Genomic DNA, 21588 nt, shown 5'->3' with positions numbered 1-21588 from the left:
AAGCTCTGATCTTTTTCTACCTATGAAGCCCTCAACCTCATATATATACTTTATTTTGCTGTTCATCACCCCTTGAGCCACTGGCTAATAAAACTTGAATTTTAGACGGCATATTAAATGAGATTACATTTTCTTTTTGCATGACCATTGCTACATCAGCCGCCGCTAACATTTCTGGCAGCTTTTCTCTCGGTTGAAAGGGTCTTAAAATAACATTATTTGCCTTTTGCTGATCTCGGTAAGCTTCTAGACGTGCTAAAGCTTCTTGTTTTCCGACGATCACAACGGCTAAATTAGAAAGATGACGTAAACGAGCCGCCGCATCAATTAAGGTTTCTAGTGGTTGGGTAAGGGCAATATTTCCCGAATATAAAACAACAAATTTGTCTTCTAAATGATTTTCTTGACGGAAGTAATTATTATTCTTGGGTAAAGGTTGGATAAAATTGACATCGACCCAATTAGAAATTTCAACAATTTTTTCAGGTTCTACGCCTTTAGCTAGGAGATTTTTTGTAAAACCATCAGCGATCACACTAATTCGGGTTGCGGTACGATAAGCAAATCTTTCTAAACCAGCAAAAACACGAATCATTTTTTCATTAGTCAGTAACCCGACATGAACTGCAGCATCGGGTAAAATATCTTGAAGATTGAGGATAATTGGCACTCTATATAATGAGCCTAAAAAAGCGGCAGGAACACAAACTGGTAAACCGGGTACTGTTAAGAAAATTAGATCGGGTTGCCAGCCTTTGAGGGCTTGAATTAGGCTTAGGAAAACAAAACTAAATTCAAATAATACTCGATTTCTTAAACCACGTTGCTGACGAACCCAGACAAAACAACGCTGAATTTTAACGCCGTTACGTTCTTCGGTAAAATACAGACGGCCTCGATACTCTTGAGGAATTTGACTCGCAGGATACCAAGGAACAGCCGTAACAACCCGAACTTGATGTCCTCGCTTAACCAGCCCTTCTGCTAGTTCAGTCATGAGGGGTGCAATTCCAATGGGTTCAGGATGATAATTGTACGAATAAAGTAAGATCCTCATATTCACACCCGAAAGTCATAACGATTTTAACAGGTTTATCGATAAAGATAACGGTTAGAGAAATTAGGAACGATCGCGCTTTTTATTTTCAATCATTTGCTAATCAGCCAAAAGACAGATGACATTTCAAGAATTTAAGATTTTCTTTTGTTAGTATAGTTTATTTTTAAACACTTTAGAAGAATTAACTAATTCAACTTTAATTTTTAGAAAAATTTAGATTTAAAAATTAACATTGACTAGCAATTGAGAAAGCTATACTAAAAAAAGAGAAAGATAATCTTTTTTGAATTCCTATTGATTAACCATGATGCTACGATTACGAAGAATGTTAGTCGTTTGCTTACTAGCGACCCTTTTGCTAGTAACATCCTGTAGTAGTAAAGAGCCTTCGCAGTTTTCTCAAGCTCAAAAAGACAGTACAGCTAGAGGGGCAAGTGCAGTCGTTAAAGACTCAGCCACAGGCGGCACATTTAATAAATTCTTCCCACCGTCGGGCGGTGGCTATGATAGAGTTTATGTTCAAGAGAAAAAAGGTTTTGCTGAAGCCAAGCTGAAAAAAGGATCGACTGAGTTAGCCGTCATGTCTATTTCTGATACTCTCAATAACCCGACGGCAACTGCTAAATTTAAAACTAGCCAGGAAACGATCAAAGGTTATCCATCAGTTCAACAAGGCGCAACAGGAACCGCCCTTTTAGTCAATGATCGTTATCAGGTTAAAATCCTTTCTCGTGATGCGACTTTTAGTGCAAAAGATCGTCAAGCTTGGTTAGAAAAATTTGATCTAGCTGGTTTAGCTAGACTGAAAGCACAAGCAGACTCCTCTAATATCAATGCGAAAAAATCCCCAACTTTTTTACCCACACCAAAAGAACCCGAAGAATTGACGGCTAAAAAACAACCAGGGTGGATATTCGCTAATTAAAATAATCGCTTAATTTTTTGATTCATCAGTTGGAATGAAGGAGATGTATGTCGAGCAAACCAATTTATGAATTGGTGGATGAATTACCCACCAATAATATGACGGTAACAACCCTAAGAGCCTTAGATTTCGTCGTTCCAGGGCAGTGGGAAAATATTGTCGGTTTTAAAAATACCATTATCAAAGTCACAGGAGAAACCGACGAAGCTTTAATTCAACAAATTGGCGATCGGGCCGTTTGGTTGTTTAATGATAAGTCTCAGGGTTATCAGCGAGCATTATGGTTATATCAAACCATTGATGACGCGGATGCCGCTTTAGCTACAGCCGCTTTAGCAAATAAAATTAGTGGCAAAATTCCTTTAGGTGGTTTACTTAACCGTTTAACGCCCAATTCAGATAAGGCTCAAACCCTTGATCTGGCTCTCAAATTAGTGACAGAATTAGTTGCTTTTTGTCAAATCAATGGTATCCCAGGCGACAGTATTGGGGACTTTGTGGGAGCATTAGGCGAGTATAGTGGTGAATCTTTGATGCGGATGGCGGCTTTAGTCTGTATCGATGGTTTGATTCCTCTAGGCACTGATTTTATCAAAAAAGTAGAATCAACTCTGGGTGTTCTCTCTCCGGCAGATTTAGAAAAGAATTCAACTTTTGGTAAGATTAAGCCGCTTATTCCAGGTGATAATACACAAGGACAGTTAGCTTTTATCGGTGAAAGTTTTAATTCAACTAAAAGCTGGATGAGTAACTTTGTCACTTCTAAATCATTAACACCTGAAACGCTACTTAATCGTTTTAATAGTTTTATCGATTTTTCTGAGAACAAACTAGATTATTTAGCTGCTTTTCTCGATATTACAACTAATTATTTTGAACACACGGGAACTCAGTCACTCGCTAGACGATTGATTGAACGTGCTGTGGCTGAGATTTAACCGCCCCCTACCTCACCCTAACCCTCTCAACCTCACCCTAACCCTCTCAACCTCACCCTAACCCTCTCCTAAAAGGAGAGGGAACTAAGAGGAATTAGTTTATTTATGGAGAGGGAACTATGAGGAATACTCTTTATATTGGAGAGGGAATAACGAAAAAATAGGGGGTTTGAAGCCCCTTTACTCGTAGGAAAGGGGTTGGGGTGAGGTCTATTCACTCAAATTTTTTCGCATCATCAAGCAATTACGCTGATCCGCTTGACGAATATAGTGTAATTCATCCATCAAAGCATTCATAAAAAGTAAACCGCGATCGCCTTCTTTCTCTAGAGGATCAACGGAACTATTCTGTAATTCGGCGAGTTTTTTGTATAAATCAAAAGGTTCCCCAAAATTCCAAAGACGAATTTCAATAATATTAGAAAAAAGTGTTAATTCAAGATCAATGGGAGTTTCTGGGGGAAAATGATCATGGGCATAGCGTACTGTATTAGTAAATCCTTCGGCTAAAGCGAGTTTGCATTGCCACACGATTTCTTTAGGTGAATAGTTTTCGGTTAGTTGTTCAAACCATTTTAAAACAGGGATTAGGGCTTCTAATTCTGTTTTAACTCGCAAACGGTATTTTTGCTTTGTAAAGCTCATTGTTCAAGTTGCTGTTTTCAGAAAGCACCGCTATTTTTATTAAATAGAATTAACAGGGTTTTCAAAATAAGCTTTAAGTCATACATTAAACTCCAATTTTCTTGATATTTTAAATCAAGTTTAATCACATCCTCAAAATTTTTCACCTTGGAACGTCCGTTGACTTGCCATTCCCCCGTCATTCCAGGTTTGACATTTAGCCGTCTCCATTGAGGAACATCGTATTTATCAACCTCATCGGGTGTGGGTGGGCGAGTTCCGACTAGACTCATTTCGCCTGTTAAAACATTCCAAAACTGAGGGAATTCATCTAAACTGGTTTTACGCAAAAAACGGCCAACTCTAGTAACGCGAGGATCATTCTTATTTTTAAAAAATGCACCATTAGCCTGATTTGGGATTTGAGTTTTTAGAGTTTCCGCCTCAACGCACATCGAACGAAATTTAATTATTTTAAAATGTTTTCCTAACCATCCACAACGAGTCTGAGAGAAAAAAATCGGACCTGGACTATCTAACTTAATAATAATCGCCATCGGAATTAAAATGATTCCCGTTAGTCCTAAACCGACAAGACTCCCCACAATATCAAGTAAACGTTTGACCCAGCTTTTGACTGAGGGATGTGTTTCTGGTAACGAAAGCTCTAAAGGCGCGGATTCTGAGTGAGTGGGATCGGGATTCTTAATCGTGAAAATCTGATCCAAACTCGTCAGGGATAAAACGCCCATCACCAAAGGATTAACATTATATAAGATTAACTCAATCTGATTTGTCTTGGCCGCCTTAAAATTATGGACTAATACCCCCACCCCACTACTATCGATAAATTCAGTAGCACTAAAATCTAAAGTAATGAGGTGAGGGGGAGAGTCGTTATCGAGCAACTGGTGAAAAGTTTGCTTGAATTGTACTGCCTCCAAAACAGTTAAACGTTCTGGCATATAGATCACCGAGTGATCCGTCGTGACAGTTATAGGGAAGTCAATTTTAGGTAGTTGCGAAGCCATTAAGGACAAAAGGTAAGTGAGTAGTGGAAAGGTATTCTGTTCATTAAACAATTACTATCAATGTTTACATCACTTTTTACTTTCTCCAAGTCTTTTACTTTACCAATTTAAATTAATGTAACCAGATACTGAACTGGTCTAGAATGTTTCAAGCAAAAAACTCCCATTACAGCGAAATCGGTCGCTCGGTTGACTGCATTTGGGCTTTGGCTTTAGAAGCACTCTTTCTGAGGGCTTGTAAACGGGCTTCATAGCGTTTCTTTTGACGACGGTTAGGTGTTTGATCAATTAGGGTCTTAAAGGCACTTCCTAGGCTCTTGTAGGCATTAGGGAGCGTATAACCAAAACGGGTTGCTAGTGCGATCGCTTTTTCGTCGGCTTCGAGGGATTCTTTGAGAGTGCGATCGCCATTATTTTTTTGCCACAGACGATAGCCCGATATTCCACATAATCCCATCGCCAAGAGTAACAATAAGCCATCCTGTACCCATAATTCACCGACTGCACCCCCTAAACCAATAGCTAGGGCTGCCATTTCCCAACCTTCTCTTGGTATGGTATCATTTTGGATTCGGGCGACTTCATGCCAGAATAATAAGTTACGTTGATCGATCGCTAAGTTTTCCCAACGAGCGAGATCAACTTGAATTTCTATTTCATCTCGACCAATTTCTTCAGAACGAAGTAAAGGGGGGTTGACTTCTGTTGTTCCTTCTACCGTAACCCAACTTTGTAACTCTGGGGGGAGTAAGGTTTTTAACCGCCGAAGCTCACTCATTTCGGCCCTCGCCGAAGCAGTTGTATAGGAGGTCATATATTTACCTAATTCACATCAATATATACGCATTCTAGATCGGATCATCGATCATCGCAGGCTTGAGTTAGACTACAAGATCAATTTGAACTATATATCCTATCAAGTTTTATGCAAAGAGGTCTTGTTTGGCTGCCCCTACTCGCTATTTTTATTGGTTTAGCTTGGAGTGGTTGGAATGAATACCAAAAAGTAGAAGCGTATCGTCTTTGGGCGCAAGGATTTGAAAATGCTAAATATGATATCTTATCAGTTTTAGGGATACAAGATCAAGAAATTACTTTCGGCACACCCCGTCGTCAGGGTTTAATTGAGCGACAGACTTTTTCTTTAAATGATATTGCAGGAATTCGTCTACTGGTTAATGATCAAATCGTTGATTTAGCCAATTTACCAAATAAAGGTCAAGCAATCATTGAATTTCTCGGTAAAGCTCAAACAACTTCTTACAAAATTCCGTTTACTGATATTGAGCTTGCTGCTAAATGGACAGATTATTTACAAAAGAAATTAGCTAGTTAAAGTATTAACTCTATCAATTACCGCGAAATTATGGAAGTTAAACAATTAATTCGGTGATAATTATAGTCTCATAATCACCATTATCGGGAATTTCCATAGCGAGCAGCTAAAGTTCATTAAAATGAACTAAAACTCTTATATAGAATCGGTTTCAACCGATTTGAGCTATGAGACAGAGAATTCATTCTCTGGCGGTCTAATGGAATAATTAAATTACCTGATTATTTTTTCAACTTCTATAATGCTGACCTCGCAAATCACCAAGAATTGTTAAAATATATTAAGCAATCTGATTCTGATTACAATTTTGTGAATACCCCTATCCTCTATTCAACCTTTTTTCTAACTCTGCTGATGTTTATCGGTTTATTTTTCTTTATCCGTGCCTCAGTCAAAGAACGAACCGAAAAACTGACTTTAATGGCGGAAATATCCGAGGATTCCCTATTATCTCAACTAAAAACCTATTTTGCTCAACGCGCATACAAAGTACAATCAATCAATGCGGAAGATAATCAAGTTACATTTCAAGGTATGGTACAACCTAGTTGGTTTTTAGCCATATTCTTAAGTATATTAGCGGCTGTTGGCTTATTTTGTCTTAGTTTAGTCATTACTTATTTATCTCCCGCTTTCTCTCCTTGGATCTTGGTTATAACTTTTTTATCTCCAGGTGCAGGTTTATTTTATTGGAAAAAAGCAGGACGTTTAGAAAAAATATCCTTAAAACTAGAACCAATTCCTTTATCTCAAATTGAAGAACAAACCCGTATTACGGTCATCGGTCATCGGGATGAGTTAAGCGAATTACAACAAGCGTTATCTTTAAAATTAGTCTCATAAACCCCATAGGCTATCGCATGGAAACAACAACATTAGGAAAAAATGGAAAAGCAGTAACCAGCTTAGGAATTGGTGCATGGTCGTGGGGCGATCGGTTATTCTGGGATTATGGTAAGTCCTATGGCGTAAAAGAAGTAGAAGAGGCTTTTTTTGCGGCTATAGATGCGGGTATAACTTTTTTTGATACCGCAGAAGTTTACGGACTCGGTGAATCAGAACGCTTAATCGGTCGTTTTTTACAAAATACTTCAGCTAAAGTTGATATTGCCACGAAATTCGGCCCTTTACCTTGGCGTTTCGATGCTTCTTCCGTCCAGAGCGCGATTACCGATAGTTTACAACGTTTGCAGTTAGAAAAAGTTGCATTATATCAAGTTCATTGGCCATTTACTTTTCTGATGAGTCAAGAAACCTTGATGAATGCCTTAGCTGATGAAGTCCAACGCGGTAGAATAGAAACCATTGGAGTCAGTAATTATTCGGCATCACAAATGCGTCATGCTCATGACATCCTGAAAAAAAGAGATATACCCCTTGCGGTTAATCAGGTACAGTATTCTTTATTATTTCGCAAAATAGAAACCCAAGGCATTACCAGTACCGCCCGTGAATTAGGGATTACAATATTAGCCTATAGTCCTCTGGCACAAGGTTTACTCACCGGAAAATATACAAAAGAAAAAACACCAGAAGGCGCAAGAAAGCTAGACAGTCGTTTTAGTACCAAAGGATTAGAAAAAATTGCCCCAGTATTAGATTTATTGCGTCAATATGGGGAAAAATATCAAAAAACGCCCGCACAAGTTGCCCTAAATTGGTTAATTGCCCAAGGTGATGTTATTCCTATTCCTGGGGCAAAAAATGCTCAACAGGCGATACAGAATGCAGGTGCTTTAGGATGGCGACTCAGTTCTGATGAAGTTCAGCAGTTAGAAAAAGTGAGCCGCCCTTGGTTATGATGGCTAAATATCCAAGCGTTGATAAATAGTATCAAGATGTTTGAGATGATGCTTAGGATCGAAACAACTTTCAATTTCATCTGATGAAAGAAGTTCTTTGACTCGAGCATCATTACTAATCAAATCATGAAAGTTACCGTTAGGGGTATTCCAAGCTTGATGAGCGCAAGATTGTACAATTTTATAAGCGTCTTCTCTGCTAAGACCTTTTTCAACTAAAGTTAGTAAAACTTTTTGACTGAAAATCACTCCGCCATAAACATTCATATTTCGTGCCATGTTTTGCGGGTAGACTTGCAGATTTTTTACGAGTTCTGTCATCTCTTTGATCATAAAATGAGTCAGAATACAGCAGTCGGGTAAAATCACTCGTTCGACTGAACTATGAGAAATATCTCTTTCATGCCACAAAGCGATATTTTCAACGGCTGCAACTGCATGACTTCTAATAATTCTCGCCATCCCCGTCAAACGTTCCGAACGAATAGGGTTACGCTTGTGAGGCATTGCTGATGAGCCTTTTTGACCTTTAGCAAAAAATTCTTCTACTTCTAGTACGTCTGTACGTTGTAGATTGCGAATTTCAACAGCAAAGCGTTCAATAGATGCGGCTAATATCGCTAATTGTTGCACAAATTCGGCATGACGATCGCGTGAGATGACCTGAGTCGATGCAGTATCGGGTTCTAGTCCTAAAATTTGACAGGAAATGGCTTCTACTTTCGGATCGATATTAGCATAGGTTCCGACTGCACCAGAGATTTTACCCACTGCGATATCTTGTCTTAAACGGACTAAACGTTCACGGTTGCGTAAAACTTCGGCTAACCAACCTGCTAACTTAAAACCAAATGTGATCGGTTCTGCGTGAATACCATGCGATCGTCCTACCATTACTGTATAACGGTGTTGTTGTGCTTGGTAACGGATCGCTTGAATTAAATCTTCTAGATATTGCAAAATTAAATTTAAACTAGCGACTAACTGTAACGACAGTGCGGTGTCTAATACATCTGAACTGGTTAAACCAAGGTGAATATAACGTCCTGCATCCCCTACATACTCATTGACATTTGTCAAGAAAGCAATCACGTCGTGTCTAACTTCTGCTTCAATCTCTAAAACACGTTGTACTTCAAACTTTGCTTTTGCTTTAATTTCGTCTACTGCTTCAGATGGGATATATCCTAATTCTGCTTGTGCTTCACAGACAGCTATCTCTACTTCTAGCCATGTTTGGAAACGATATTCATCCGTCCAGATTTTTCCCATTTCGGGAAGGGTATAACGCTCAATCACCGATCGTTCTCTACAATTCAACCGTCTTATTGTATCACTCAAAGATTCCTAATTCACGGCAAAACCTGTATAGTAACTTTTATTCTCGAATACGAATTCTAGATACTTCGACAATCAGAAGCTTACCCTGATAATCATTCATGCTGTTATATTTGGCAAGATAATTAAGAAGTTGCTGCATTAACTGCGGAATAATTTCGGGATGATCTTTTAGTTGTATGGAAATAATTCCTTGATAAGTTGTAGGGGGATAGTTAACAATATCAGCAAAATCACCATTCAGTGAAATTAATATAGAGTTTTGTCTTTGTGCTTCGGCAATAACATTTTGATCTGGAGAATCAATAGATATGTAATCTTTTAATATTAAAACTTCATAGCCAGATTGTCGAAGCAGTTGACTGATACTACTGGGTACACATTGATCAATAAAAAATCTAAGACTCACGATGCTATCGTTTCAAAACTGGCTAAATCACGAGCATAATTAAGACAAGCTAGGATGTGTTCTTGAGATAAATCGGGAAATTCTTGTAAGATGCTTTTATAGCTATACTCAGAGGCTAAATAACCCAAAATAAGACTAACGGGAATTCTAGTACCTTGTATTCTGGGTTTTCCGCGTAGTATATCTGGCGTACTGACAATATAATCTCTCCAGTTCATGGGTATTAGGAATTAAGTGTATATCAATTATAGAATAAAAAGCGATCGCTCTTTATTTCTTTATCGATAGTATGTAAACTTATGTAAAGCAATAACAATTTATCTAACTTTGCGTGGGAACTCTGAGTATCGAGACAAATACTTAAAGAGTTCTAATGGTTAATCAACTTTTCTACGGAGACAACTTAGAGGTATTACGCAAACATATTAAAGATGAATCGGTAGATTTATGTTATATCGATCCTCCGTTTAACTCCAAAAGAAATTATAACCAGATTTATAATAATATCGGTAAAGAAGATCAAGCCCAAGCACAGGCATTTATTGATACTTGGACATGGGACGATTTCGCTAATCAAGGTTTAGCCGAAATTTATGAGAACTATCAAGGAAAGTTTACTCATCAAACCATTGATTTAATTGCTGGTTTAACAAAGGTTTTAGGGAAAGGAACTTTACTTGCTTATTTGGTGAGTATGACGCTTAGAATTGTGGAAATACATCGAGTATTGAAGCCTACAGGTAGTTTTTATTTACATTGCGATCCGAGCGCCAGTCATTATTTAAAAATAGTGTTAGATGCTATTTTCTGTTCTCAAGGTGGGGATTTTAAAAATGAGATCGTTTGGAAAAGAACAACAGCCCATAATGATACTAAACAAGGCCGTCAAGCTTTTGGTAACATTACAGATACAATTTTTTATTATACTAAAAGTAATAAGTATAAATTTAATACTTTATACTTAAATTATGCTCCTGAATATGTGACAAAATTCTATAAATATATCGATTTTGAAGGTCGTCACTATCAACTTGATAAACTTACTGCACCTGGGGGAGCAGCAAAAGGGAATCCATACTATGAGGTAATGGGTGTTAAAAGATATTGGGCGTATAGTCAAGAAAAAATGAATCAATTAATTGCTGAAGGGCGAGTAATTCAAACTAAACCTGGAACGGTTCCTAGATATAAGCGTTATCTTGATGAAATGCCAGGAGTCGCTTTACAAAATATTTGGGATGATATTAAACCTATTCAATCACAATCTTCAGAAAGATTAGGTTATCCAACTCAAAAACCAGTTTCATTATTAGAACGAATTATACAAGTTAGTAGTAATGAATGTGATGTTATTCTAGATGCTTACTGTGGATGCGGTACTACAGTTTCAGCCTCACAAAAACTTAATAGAAAATGGATCGGAATAGATATAACTTATCAAAGTATCAGCCTAATTCTCAAACGATTAGAAGACTCATTTGGTAAAAATATATTAGACCAAATACAACTCAATGGTATCCCCAAAGATATCGAATCAGCAATCGCCTTAGCCAATAAAAAAGACGATCGTACTCGCAAAGAGTTTGAAAAATGGGCAGTTTTAACCTATACTAATAATCGTGCTACAATTAACCAGAAAAAAGGCTCGGATCGTGGAATTGATGGTATTGCTTATTTTCAAGGGGATAAAGATGAACCTGAAAAAATTATCCTACAAGTAAAATCAGGTAAAGTAAAATCAGGCGATATTAGAGATTTACAAGGAACACTGACTCTAGAAAACGCAGCAATAGGGATTTTTATTACCCTACAAGAACCTACCAAAGATATGATTCAAACTGCTAAAACAGCAGGAATTTACCAAAGTCGGTATATGAGTCAAAGTTGCGATAAAATACAGATCGTGACAATTAAAGAAATGCTCACTGACAAAAAACGTCTTGATGTTCGTCTGAGTTTCGAGGTACTTAAATCAGCCGAAAAACAGAAAGAAGTCGGAGTAAGACAAATTACACTAGATATTTAACCCAGTTCAAAAGTTGTTACCCCAAACCATCGCTCAAAGGGCAACTCAGGAATATTCCTAGTATACATTCGCGCTGTTTCAAATACGATTTTCATGCCGTGTCGTTCGGCTAATTTAATTGCTGTAGGATTGACTTCTGGAGTATCTAAAAAAATCGGTGTATCGGGTTTAATTTTAGACTGCAAAGCGAGAAATAATGATTCTGCTAATGTCTCATTATCGGCAAATAAGGGGCCAATTTTATAACCCGTTTGACACGCTCTAATGACTCCGTAACCCGCAAGCTGACTGTTTTCCAAGATTCCTAATGCAAAGCTTTCGGGTTGATTGATCCAACATTGCAAAAATGAAGTACGATCGCTCGGAAAAAATGCCCCGTTATATACACATAAGTAGTCAAATGTCAAGTCTTTTAACTCAATAATTTCTTTTTGATGCGGAACTTCAATTCCTCCTTTTCCTTCATAGCGGATATTGCGATGAGCGAATTGAAAGCCCGATTTCTCATAATTTTCTTGTTGCGCGAGTACACCATCTAAACCGATATTTCGTCCTTTAAGTGATTCAAGCGCAGTATTCCACAATTTAAAACCATAACCTTGACCGCGATATTCTGGCTTAACGATATAAAAACCTAAGAAAGCAAAGTCATCACCATATTTTACCGTAGAAAGAACAGAAATAGGCTCATTATCCAGTAATCCGACCCAAAAACCATTAGGATCAGCAGTATAAAAACAATCCGCATCATGTAAACCGGGGTTCCATCCTTCTAAAGCAGCCCATGCGATCGCCAGATCGATTTCCTCACGATTCATTGTTTTAATTAAATATTCTGTCATTAGCTACCTCCTTTTTAAAAATGCTTTTCTTTTCGGGCGTAGCCAGCCTATCATCAAATCAAAAGCAAAATTTCTGCTATTTAATCTGATCATAAAAAAAATATGCAAACTAGCCAATATCTTTTTCTGCCTGTCATGGGTTGCGGTACTTGGGCATGGGGAAACCGACTGTTATGGGGATATGATCAAAGTATGGATAGCCAGTTACAAGAAGTTTTTAATTTGTGTGTTAGTAACGGTGTAACTTTGTTTGATACGGGTGATTCTTATGGTACTGGTAAGTTAAACGGACAAAGTGAGAAACTCTTAGGAAAATTTTCTCATGATTATTCAGGGATTAATCAAGATAAAATCTGTATTGCTACCAAATTAGCCGCTTATCCTTGGCGACTCACGAGAAAGTCTATGGTTAATGCGTGTCATGCTTCGGCTGATCGTTTGGGGAAAAATGTTGATTTGGTACAGATGCACTGGTCTACAGCAAATTATGCACCTTGGCAGGAAGAAAGATTATTAGACGGTTTAGGGGATCTTTATGAACAGGGTTTAGTCAAAGGTGTGGGTTTATCCAATTATGGGACAAAACGACTTAAATACGTTCATGAAAAATTAGCTAAACGGGGTGTGCCAATTTCGACGCTACAGGTACAATATTCTTTACTGTCTACTTATCCCGTAACGGAATTAGGATTAAAAGATGTTTGTGATGAATTGGGCATTAAACTAATAGCTTATAGTCCTCTCGCTTTGGGGTTACTGACGGGAAAATATGGACAGAATAAACCGTTACCCAATGGAATACGCGGATTATTATTTCGGCAACTTTTACCCAAAATTCAACCACTTTTAGACTGTTTACGAGAAATTGCGTTATCTCGTCATAAAACTCATTCCCAAGTAGCGATTAATTGGTGTATTTGTAAAGGTACATTGCCTATTCCTGGGGCAAAAACAGTAATACAAGCAAGAGAAAATATTGGGGCGTTAGGTTGGACTTTGAGTGATGGGGAAATAACAGAACTCGATCGCATTGCTGCTAGTCTAGAAAAGAAAATGGTACAAAATATCTTTCAAACGCGCTAAATAATCATCTCTTTAATAATTTCTGCGGTAGCAGGAGCTAGTAAAACCCCATTTCGATAATGACCTGTTGCTAAAAGTACATTATCATAATGATCTAAGGGTTTAATAACTGGGGCGGCTTGTCCAACTGGGCGCGGGCGTTTTCCAGACCAATTAGAGATGATTTCACCCTTTTTCAGTTCGGGACAAAATGCGATCGCTTGTTCAGTAACCCATTCTAATAAATCTGCTTTCGCTTCATCACTAAATTCTACGGTTGCCCCGATCCAATATTCTCCAGATTTTAAGGGCACAATATGAACATCATCCCCTGTAATCACAGGTTGAAAGGCGATATTTCCCATCGACTCAGGTAACTTTAAATGTATCGCTTGCCCTAATACGGGTTGAATGTCTACCGTTTGTCCTAAAGAAGTCGTCAGCAGTTTTGACCCCAAGCCCCCAGAAACAATCACCCAATCGGCTTTTATTACCTCCTGCTCTGTCTGAACATCATGGCATTTGCGGCTAATTGCGTCATTAAGCTGTGTATAAACAAAATTTAGTACTTTTTGTCCAAAAGTACATTTTACCCCATTTATAGAGGCTCCTGTGATGAGAGCTTGGGTTAATAAAGTTGGGTTGACTTGGCGATCGCATGGTGAATAAATCGCCCCCAAAACCCGCTCATTTTGAATTTGGGGACAGTGTTGAAATAATTCCTTAGTTGTCCACAATTCTAAATTCCAGCCTTGAGAATGACGAATCTCAACTAATGTTTTCCACTTGTCTAACTCATCTTGAGTAAAACCTAACATGACTATCCCTTGACGGTTGTAGGGAATCTTTTGACCCGTTAGTGATTCTAGTTCAGGGATTAGGGTTTCGTAGCGTTTTAAACTGTTTTCCCTGAGTTTCCAAGCTCGCCCTTTTATTTTTTGGCTAATTGCTCCCATTAATACACCCAGTGCCGCACCTGTCGAACCCGATGCCGGATGATTTTGCTCAATGAGAGTAAGATCTAAACCCTTGATGGTACTAAGTTCATAGGCGATCGTTGCGCCTACTATTCCGCCACCAATAATAACAATTTTGGTCATAAAAAAAGGACAAATATCTAGGAACTTAAAACCTACCATTTGTCCTTGATTATCCCATGACTAGCTATTGGCAGTTGGGAGCAGATCTAAGAAACTATCAAAGTCTTTGAGAGCTTCTTTGTATTGGGTGTATGCCAAATCAGCATTTTTATCTTTAGCAGCAGCGTCGATCCGTTCAAAATGAGCAAACACCTGTTTTGCTAAATCAGCCGCTACGGGTTGATCCTTGGGTAGAAGACTACGAGAAAGATTAAGCATTTGTAATCTTAGTCCTCCTAGGGGACCATGAATATAGGTACGAGTATCTACCCAATTCTTTTTCGCAATCAAATCACCAACGATCGCCATTTGTTCTCGTGCTTCATTGATTGGGGTAATATATACTTGCAACTGCTCAATTTTCTCTGGCGTATAAGTTGGGGGAACTTTGGCTTCAAGAGAACCACCACAACTCACGAGAAAGGTGGTTATTAAGACTAAAACTAAAGTTAAAATCGACCGAAAACGTAGCATCACTGTATGGTAACTCTTTAAGTTATTCAATGTCATTACTGATTGTCTCAGGAATTAGTCACTTTATGGCCTAAAAAAAGTTGAAAAAATTATCTTCATCAAAACGGTTTTATACCAAACACTAAACCTTTCTCTCGCCACAATACTAATACAAACGTTCTAATTAACCAGATCTACAGATGAATGAACCCATCAGACAATTAATTATTTTTACACGTTATCCAGAACCAGGAAAAACCAAAACCCGTTTAATTCCCTATCTTGGGGAAAAAGGCGCGTCAAACTTACAACGTCGGATGACACAAGCAACGCTTCAAATGATTGAACCTTTGATGAATAGTGGTTTTCTCTCCCTAAAAATTCATTTTACTGGCGGAAGTATTGACTTAATGAATGACTGGTTGGGAACAAATCTAAGCTATCAGAATCAGTATGGAGAAGGGTTAGGCGATCGCCTGAAATTCGCTTTTTTGCTTGCCTTCCGTGATGGTATGACGCAAGTCGTCATTATTGGTACAGATTGTCCCGAACTCAACGAAAGTCTTATTAGACAAGCTTTTGAATCATTATTAGAATATGACTTAGTGTTAGGACCGGCACAAGATGGGGGTTATTATTTAATCGGTCTAAAACAAATATACCCAGAATTACTGAGGGAAATTGCCTGGGGAACTGATACAGTTTTGGCTAAAACGCTCTTAATTGCTCAAAACTTACAACTAAAAACGTTTTTACTGCCAAGTTTACAAGATATCGATCGCCTTGAGGATCTTCAATTGATCACTCACTTATGGGACATTGATGAGATCATCGCGCAATAAGAGCGATCGTTAGTTAGGAATGAGCCAATTTAATGCAATGAGTTGTAGTATCTGTCACAATTGGAAAAGGGTAACTCAATAGTGTTGATTATGCAAAACAGTTCTAGGCATAAAAACGAGTCTCAGGGTAAAACTGCGATTCTATCTAAATCTCGCTCCAAATCTCTTAAACAAATTATAGCTGGATGGATGATCCTGCAAACTTTTCTGACGATGACACCAGCACTGGGAAAAAGCGACGAGAAAGTGTTGACATATGGTAATTTATTAGAAAAAATTGATCAAGGTAAAGTTAAAAAACTAGAAATCGATCCAGCAGTACAAGTTGCTAAAGTCACCTTAGTTGGACAAAGCGAAAAAGATCCACCAAAAGAAGTAAAGTTATTAGAACAAAACCCCGAACTTATTGCCAAACTGAAGGCCAAAAATGTCGAGTTTGACATTCAACCCTCTACAGATAACTCAGCCGCCGTTAACTTGATGACTAATTTATTAATCGTCTTCTTACTGCTAGGATTAGTGTTAATGATCCTACGGCGCTCGGCGAATATGTCGGGACAGGCGATGAATTTTGGAAAATCCCGTGCTAGATTTCAGATGGAAGCCAAAACGGGAATTAGTTTTAATGAAGTCGCGGGGATCGAAGAAGCAAAAGAAGAATTACAAGAAGTTGTTACGTTTTTAAAAAGTCCCGAAAAATTTACCGCTATTGGTGCCAAAATTCCTAGAGGTGTACTTTTAGTAGGTCCCCCAGGTACAGGTAAAACCCTACTTGCTAAAGCAATAGCAGGTGAAGCGGCGGTACCTTTTTTTAGTATTTCGGGTTCAGAATTTGTTGAAATGTTTGTCGGGGTAGGTGCATCACGTGTTAGAGATCTCTTTAGAAAAGCTAAAGAAAACGCGCCCTGTCTGGTTTTTATTGATGAAATAGATGCAGTAGGTCGTCAAAGAGGTGTTGGCTACGGTGGGGGAAATGACGAACGCGAACAAACCCTAAACCAACTTCTAACCGAAATGGATGGGTTTGAAGGTAATGCAGGAATTATTATTATTGCAGCAACCAACCGCCCCGATGTCCTCGATATGGCTTTGTTACGCCCAGGACGCTTTGATCGACAAGTGATTGTAGATTATCCTGATTTTAAAGGAAGACGAGAAATCTTAGACGTTCATGCTCGCAATAAAAAAGTTGATCCCAATGTATCATTAGATGCGATCGCTAAACGAACCCCCGGTTTTACAGGTGCAGACTTAGCCAACGTTTTGAATGAAGCGGCTATTTTTACCGCCCGTCGTCGCAAAGAAGCAGTGACAATGGCTGAAATTAATGATGCTATTGATCGGGTTGTTGCAGGGATGGAAGGAACGCCTTTAGTCGATAGCAAGAGTAAACGACTCATAGCATATCATGAAATTGGACACGCAATCGTCGGCACCCTCTGCCCCGGACATGATCCCGTCGAAAAAGTTACACTGATTCCTAGAGGACAAGCGAGAGGTTTAACTTGGTTTACCCCCGATGAAGAACAAGGTTTGACCAGTCGATCGCAACTTTTAGCCCGTATTACCAGTTTACTAGGGGGAAGAGTTGCCGAAGAATGTATCTTTGGTTCATCAGAAGTGACGACAGGTGCATCTAGAGATATCGAACAAGTTACCTCTTTAGCCCGACAAATGGTTACTCGTTTTGGAATGTCCGATCTTGGCCCTTTTGCCCTCGAAGAAGATCAAAATAATTCTTATTTAGGTAATGATTATGGCGGAAGACGAGCCGATCATTCAGAAGGGATTTCCTCACGGATTGATGCACAAGTTAGAGAAATTGTCAATCAGGGTTATAAAGCAGCCCACAAAATTATACAAGAAAATCGAGCGACAGTCGATCGTTTAGTGGATCTTTTGATCGAACAAGAAACCATTGAAGGCGACGAATTTCGGAAGTTAGTAGATCAATTAACTCAACAGGTTGATCGATCTTTGGCGACTTCTCGATAATTGTGCTAAGGGCGATCCCGTGAACAGCGCACCGCTTACGGGGCTTTCTTCGAGATCGCTCCACATTACAGGATCTTGACATAATTTTTGGAAAAATTATATATTTTTTTGGGATTTTATTGTAAAATCGACCGAGAACTTTGAGAGAGCAATAGATTCTTTAGATTAGCTCAAAAATGGTTTTTCATTGAATTTTTATTCTTGGTCATCAAAATGTTAATTTATTTAAACAAGTATTTATTTTTTTATTGGAAAAAATTCATCATACTTATCTTAATTATTTTAGCAACATTATTGTTACAAATTCAGCCTGCATCTGCACATCGTCCTCATGATGTAATTCATCAATTGGAGATGTCGCCTCAGTTTGAACAGGATCGAACATTATACATAATTGTTAGAAGTAATTTATTCAAATCAACTGATGCAGGAAAAACCTGGAATAGAATAATCGAAGGTTTAGCCTATCGCTTTAATGTTGGCTCGCTATCAATTCATCAAAATCAAAAAAATGTTTTATATTTATCCACTTTAGGAGATGGAGTATATAAATCAGAAGATGCGGGGAATTCTTGGACTCAGATTAATCAAGGATTAGATACTTCTTTTGTAAATACCTTAGCGATTTCTCCCCAGTCACCTGATTTAGTTTTATTAGGTGCTGACAAATTAGCAGGAAAAAAACAAGGACTTTATCGAACCAGTAATGGAGGAAAAAATTGGTCTAAAGTTTTTAATAATGTTGCAGAAATAACCGCGATCGCTTTTAATCCTCAACAAAATAATCAAGGGGTTATCGGTGATGCTCAAGGCAATTTATACCTATCCAATGATGAAGGAATAACTTGGGAAAAAATCTACTCTTTTACTAAAAATCAAGGAAAAGTAATGGCTATTGCTTTTCCCCCTAATGCTTCTGAAAAAAACACCTTTTTTGTAGGAACCTATACTGGCGGACTTTATCAAGCGACCAATCAAGGAAAAACGTTTACTGAAATTAATCAAGGGCTTGAAGATAAATCAATATTAGATATTGTTTTTTCTCCCAATTATCAAAAAGATGCAACTGTCTATACAACAACTTGGACAGATGGTTTATATAACTCTAAAGATCGAGGTAAAACTTGGACAAAACACAATCAGGGTTTAACAAGAGATTCCATGAGTGATGAACAAGGACTGCCTCACTTTAAAGACTTAAGATTTTTTAATCAAGTCATGTATTTAGGAGGATTTAATGGACTGTTTCTTTCAACCAATCAAGGACACTCTTGGAAAGAAATTGACACCCTGCTACGAGAAACAGTTACAGCTTTAGATATTTCACCAAACTATAAAAATGACTCGACTCTAGCAGTCAGTACATATGTTAGAAATATTTTTATTAGTCGAGATAAAGGTAAAACTTGGGAGCCAGCTAATCGAGGACTAGAATTACCCTTTTATACAGGGATAAAAATTGATCAAAATGAAGACCCAAGACGTTACTTTGATATTGCTTTTTCGGAAAACTATGCTAACGATAAAACAATTTTTGCTAGTACTCTATGGACGAGAATTGTTAAATCAATAAATCAAGGAAATTACTGGAAAATAAATTCATTACCGCAGGCCGTTCGAGGAACGAATATTGTTCCATCCCCTAATTCTGATAAAGATCATACTGTTTTTGCTACCAATCAATTTGGAATCGTTTTTAAATCTGTTGATAATGGACAAACTTATTCAAAAATTAGTGAACCAGGGAAAGTAGCTGGTAATTATGGCCCTTCTTTGGTAATTTCGCCTAATTATGAGAACGATAAAACCTTATTTATCACTGTTTTAGGTAATCCTCATAAATCAGTTGATGGTGGTATAACTTGGGAAAATACCTTTAAAGAAAAAGCATTACAATCACGCAATAGCTTTCAATTAGTTATTTCACCAAACTATAGGTTCGATCAAACAGTTTTAGCAGGAACCGAACAGGGGGTATACATTACACAAGATGGAGGAACAAGCTGGAAACTTATTGAAAATCAACCTTTTAGTAACTATTTTATTGAGGGTGTTGATATTTCTCCTAACTATAAAAATGATCGAACTTTCATAATTAGTACAAGAGGAAAAGGGTTATATAAAACTCTAGATGGTGGGAAGACATTTATTCAAATTGGCGATCCTTCAATTCCTCTAGCCAAAATGAATAATATTCCCTCTGCGGGTAGACCAATCCAATTTTCTCCTAATTATGCTGAAGACAACACTATTTTTGGTTTTGGTAGTTCACAAAATATTATTTATCAATCAACTGATGGTGGAAATACCTGGGAAATGAACAAGTTTCCCATACCCAAAGAAGGTTATAGTTTGGAAGCTTCATTCCGAATCTTTATCCATAAAAACCGATTTTCATTGATGAAAATAGCTCTATCTTTAATCTCTGCTATTCTTGGATATTTTATTCTAAGTTATTTTGGATTGGAAAAAAAATTACCACTCAGCAGATTACAAGTTAAGGCAATTGGAGCTTCTCTAATCTTTTTCATTAGTCTACTCTTATTCTTTGCTTAAATATTCTAAAAAGCCTTCGTATATTGCTCCTTTTTGAGAGAAAATAAGACGTATTTCGGTACGTCTTTATTTTTGAAATATAAAAAAAATCTTAGGGTTGACTTAATTGGCTATCTAAGTTAACTTTAAAACCAGTGTATTGTTAATGAATTTGTTATAGTTTATTTTTTTAATTTTGTAAAACTTGTTATAAGAGGTAAAATAAGTGCCATTTCCTAGTTGTTCTCTTTGGTTTTTTGTCGCACGTACCGATCTTCCTTTCATGATGCAAACTATTCCACATTTAGTCAAAATGAATAATTTTCCATTTGAGGAAAAAGTCATTGCGATCGATACGGCTCCTTTAAGTGGTGAGAAAGTTAATCGCCCAGGTATAGGGACAATGGAAGAATTGCGGAGTTGTGTTCAAAAGCTACTTGATATGAAAGTTGTTGATCGAGTTGTCGATTTTAACTATGATCCCTTATACCGTAAGCAGGTTTATCAAAAACATTTCGGTAGTCCACTTAAAAATACTCATAACTACAAAGGTTATCCAATTCTAGGTTCAATTTTTAAAATTGAAGACTGTAAAAGTGATTTTATGCTTCACTTTGATAGTGACATGATGATGTATCAAAACCCTAATTGTAGTTGGATTAAAGAAGCGATGATTTTAATGGAGACTCATCCAGAGATAATGTTTATTAGACCTTTAGCTGGACCTCCTACAGAAGATGGTAAACCGATTCAAGCTAAACCTGATGGATTTGATGAGGATGGATTTTTACAATTTAAGTTTTTTGGCAGTCGGCTCTATTTAGTTAATCGAAAACGATTTAAGCAAATGTTACCAATTCCCGTAATTTGGCGACCTTACAAGCATAAATGGCTAGATCACTTACCTGTTAGCATCAAAACACTTTTAAATATTTGGACAGGTGGTGGAAAATTAGATTCTTGGGAAGTTATGGTCTCGAAAAAGCTTGAACAGACTGATTATTACCGAGCAACTTTAACGAGTCCTAATGCTTGGACACTTCATCCAATAGACCGTAGTCCAGCTTTTATCAAAGCTCTACCAGATATTATTAAAAGAGTAGAAAATAATGACTATCCTGTAAAGCAAGCAGGCTATTATGACCTAATTTCAAAATTATGGTTTTAGTCCTTAAGAACAATCCTCTAGAGTAAGGTTTATACTAGCTACATAGCCGTTCTATCTTCGAGA

General features: G+C 37.6%; 19 protein-coding genes and 2 pseudogenes. 11 read left to right on the top strand and 10 right to left on the bottom strand.

Translation table 11 applies throughout. The features are described 5' to 3' along the window. Positions 1 to 76: 76 nt before the first annotated feature. Positions 77 to 1057 (bottom strand): annotated as a pseudogene (locus C7H19_RS22030) (glycosyltransferase); the annotation flags it as partial. Between the two features lie 307 nt (positions 1058 to 1364). On the opposite strand from C7H19_RS22030, the pseudogene C7H19_RS22025 reads away from it, so the two are divergent. Further along, positions 1365 to 1868 (top strand): annotated as a pseudogene (locus C7H19_RS22025) (hypothetical protein); the annotation flags it as partial. A 164-nt stretch (positions 1869 to 2032) separates the two neighbouring features. After that, entirely contained in the window at positions 2033 to 2923 is an 891-nt protein-coding gene (locus tag C7H19_RS22020; RefSeq protein WP_106459070.1) for a hypothetical protein, read from the top strand. A 210-nt stretch (positions 2924 to 3133) separates the two neighbouring features. On the opposite strand, the gene C7H19_RS22015 is transcribed toward C7H19_RS22020, so the two are convergent. From C7H19_RS22015 to C7H19_RS22005, 3 genes are all read right to left on the bottom strand, one after another. Beyond that, a complete protein-coding gene (locus C7H19_RS22015) occupies positions 3134 to 3568 on the bottom strand; it encodes an ATP-binding protein (protein ID WP_106459069.1) in 435 nt (144 codons plus the stop codon). 17 nt (positions 3569 to 3585) lie between these two features. After that, on the bottom strand, positions 3586 to 4578 hold the full coding sequence (locus C7H19_RS22010; RefSeq protein ID WP_106459068.1) for a sugar transferase: 993 nt from the start codon (positions 4576 to 4578) through the stop codon (positions 3586 to 3588). 166 nt (positions 4579 to 4744) lie between these two features. Continuing rightward, complete coding sequence (locus C7H19_RS22005) at positions 4745 to 5392, bottom strand: DUF3318 domain-containing protein (RefSeq protein ID WP_106459067.1); 648 nt, start codon at positions 5390 to 5392, stop codon at positions 4745 to 4747. 111 nt (positions 5393 to 5503) lie between these two features. On the opposite strand from C7H19_RS22005, the gene C7H19_RS22000 reads away from it, so the two are divergent. The 3 genes from C7H19_RS22000 to C7H19_RS21990 all read left to right on the top strand — a co-directional run bounded on the left by C7H19_RS22000 (position 5504) and on the right by C7H19_RS21990 (position 7716). Then, entirely contained in the window at positions 5504 to 5914 is a 411-nt protein-coding gene (locus tag C7H19_RS22000; protein ID WP_106459066.1) for a hypothetical protein, read from the top strand. 309 nt (positions 5915 to 6223) lie between these two features. Continuing rightward, positions 6224 to 6757 carry a cofactor assembly of complex C subunit B gene (locus C7H19_RS21995; RefSeq protein WP_106459065.1) on the top strand — a complete coding sequence of 178 codons (534 nt, stop codon included), beginning with the start codon at positions 6224 to 6226 and terminating at the stop codon, positions 6755 to 6757. 17 nt (positions 6758 to 6774) lie between these two features. After that, the gene (locus tag C7H19_RS21990) at positions 6775 to 7716 is read left to right on the top strand and encodes an aldo/keto reductase (RefSeq protein WP_106459064.1); all 942 of its coding nucleotides are present in this window, start codon (positions 6775 to 6777) and stop codon (positions 7714 to 7716) included. Positions 7717 to 7719: 3 nt separating this feature from the next. Here the strand turns inward: C7H19_RS21990 and purB are convergent, their stop codons facing one another. From purB to C7H19_RS21975, 3 genes are all read right to left on the bottom strand, one after another. Next, a complete protein-coding gene (gene purB / locus C7H19_RS21985) occupies positions 7720 to 9015 on the bottom strand; it encodes an adenylosuccinate lyase (protein ID WP_106459063.1) in 1296 nt (431 codons plus the stop codon). Between the two features lie 79 nt (positions 9016 to 9094). Beyond that, on the bottom strand, positions 9095 to 9463 hold the full coding sequence (locus C7H19_RS21980; RefSeq protein ID WP_106459062.1) for a DUF5615 family PIN-like protein: 369 nt from the start codon (positions 9461 to 9463) through the stop codon (positions 9095 to 9097). Beyond that, entirely contained in the window at positions 9460 to 9681 is a 222-nt protein-coding gene (locus C7H19_RS21975) for a DUF433 domain-containing protein (RefSeq protein WP_219907715.1), read from the bottom strand. The genes C7H19_RS21980 and C7H19_RS21975 overlap by 4 nt, the downstream gene beginning before the upstream one ends. A gap of 155 nt (positions 9682 to 9836) precedes the next feature. On the opposite strand from C7H19_RS21975, the gene C7H19_RS21970 reads away from it, so the two are divergent. After that, on the top strand, positions 9837 to 11489 hold the full coding sequence (locus C7H19_RS21970) for a DNA methyltransferase (protein ID WP_106459060.1): 1653 nt from the start codon (positions 9837 to 9839) through the stop codon (positions 11487 to 11489). Here the strand turns inward: C7H19_RS21970 and C7H19_RS21965 are convergent. Next, positions 11486 to 12331: a GNAT family N-acetyltransferase gene (locus C7H19_RS21965; RefSeq protein WP_106459059.1), complete on the bottom strand. Its 846-nt coding sequence runs from the start codon at positions 12329 to 12331 to the stop codon at positions 11486 to 11488. The genes C7H19_RS21970 and C7H19_RS21965 overlap by 4 nt on opposite strands. Before the next feature lie 102 nt (positions 12332 to 12433). Here C7H19_RS21965 and C7H19_RS21960 point away from each other — a divergent pair, with 102 nt between their 5' ends. Then, the gene (locus C7H19_RS21960; RefSeq protein ID WP_106459058.1) at positions 12434 to 13414 is read left to right on the top strand and encodes an aldo/keto reductase; all 981 of its coding nucleotides are present in this window, start codon (positions 12434 to 12436) and stop codon (positions 13412 to 13414) included. On the opposite strand, the gene C7H19_RS21955 is transcribed toward C7H19_RS21960, so the two are convergent. Next, positions 13411 to 14493: an NAD(P)/FAD-dependent oxidoreductase gene (locus C7H19_RS21955; RefSeq protein ID WP_106459074.1), complete on the bottom strand. Its 1083-nt coding sequence runs from the start codon at positions 14491 to 14493 to the stop codon at positions 13411 to 13413. The genes C7H19_RS21960 and C7H19_RS21955 overlap by 4 nt on opposite strands. Positions 14494 to 14553: 60 nt before the next feature. Continuing rightward, positions 14554 to 15006, bottom strand: a complete 453-nt coding sequence (gene psbQ / locus C7H19_RS21950; protein WP_106459057.1) for a photosystem II protein PsbQ — start codon at positions 15004 to 15006, stop codon at positions 14554 to 14556. 179 nt (positions 15007 to 15185) lie between these two features. On the opposite strand from psbQ, the gene C7H19_RS21945 reads away from it, so the two are divergent. From C7H19_RS21945 to C7H19_RS21930, 4 genes are all read left to right on the top strand, one after another. Continuing rightward, positions 15186 to 15827 carry a TIGR04282 family arsenosugar biosynthesis glycosyltransferase gene (locus tag C7H19_RS21945; RefSeq protein ID WP_106459056.1) on the top strand — a complete coding sequence of 214 codons (642 nt, stop codon included), beginning with the start codon at positions 15186 to 15188 and terminating at the stop codon, positions 15825 to 15827. Positions 15828 to 15917: 90 nt separating this feature from the next. After that, positions 15918 to 17822: an ATP-dependent zinc metalloprotease FtsH gene (gene ftsH, locus C7H19_RS21940; protein ID WP_106459055.1), complete on the top strand. Its 1905-nt coding sequence runs from the start codon at positions 15918 to 15920 to the stop codon at positions 17820 to 17822. 294 nt (positions 17823 to 18116) lie between these two features. Further along, positions 18117 to 20378, top strand: coding sequence for a WD40/YVTN/BNR-like repeat-containing protein (locus C7H19_RS21935; protein WP_181280705.1), 2262 nt, complete (start codon positions 18117 to 18119; stop codon positions 20376 to 20378). A gap of 205 nt (positions 20379 to 20583) precedes the next feature. Next, positions 20584 to 21525 (top strand): hypothetical protein, encoded by a 942-nt coding sequence (locus C7H19_RS21930; protein WP_106459053.1) that lies wholly within the window; start codon positions 20584 to 20586, stop codon positions 21523 to 21525. Positions 21526 to 21588 lie beyond the last annotated feature (63 nt).

Source organism: Aphanothece hegewaldii CCALA 016 (genome assembly GCF_003007785.1).
Taxonomy (GTDB): Bacteria; Cyanobacteriota; Cyanobacteriia; order Cyanobacteriales; family Microcystaceae; genus Chroococcus; species Chroococcus hegewaldii.
The sequence above is the reverse complement of the archived record's forward strand: the minus strand, read 5'-3'. Positions and strand labels throughout refer to the sequence as shown.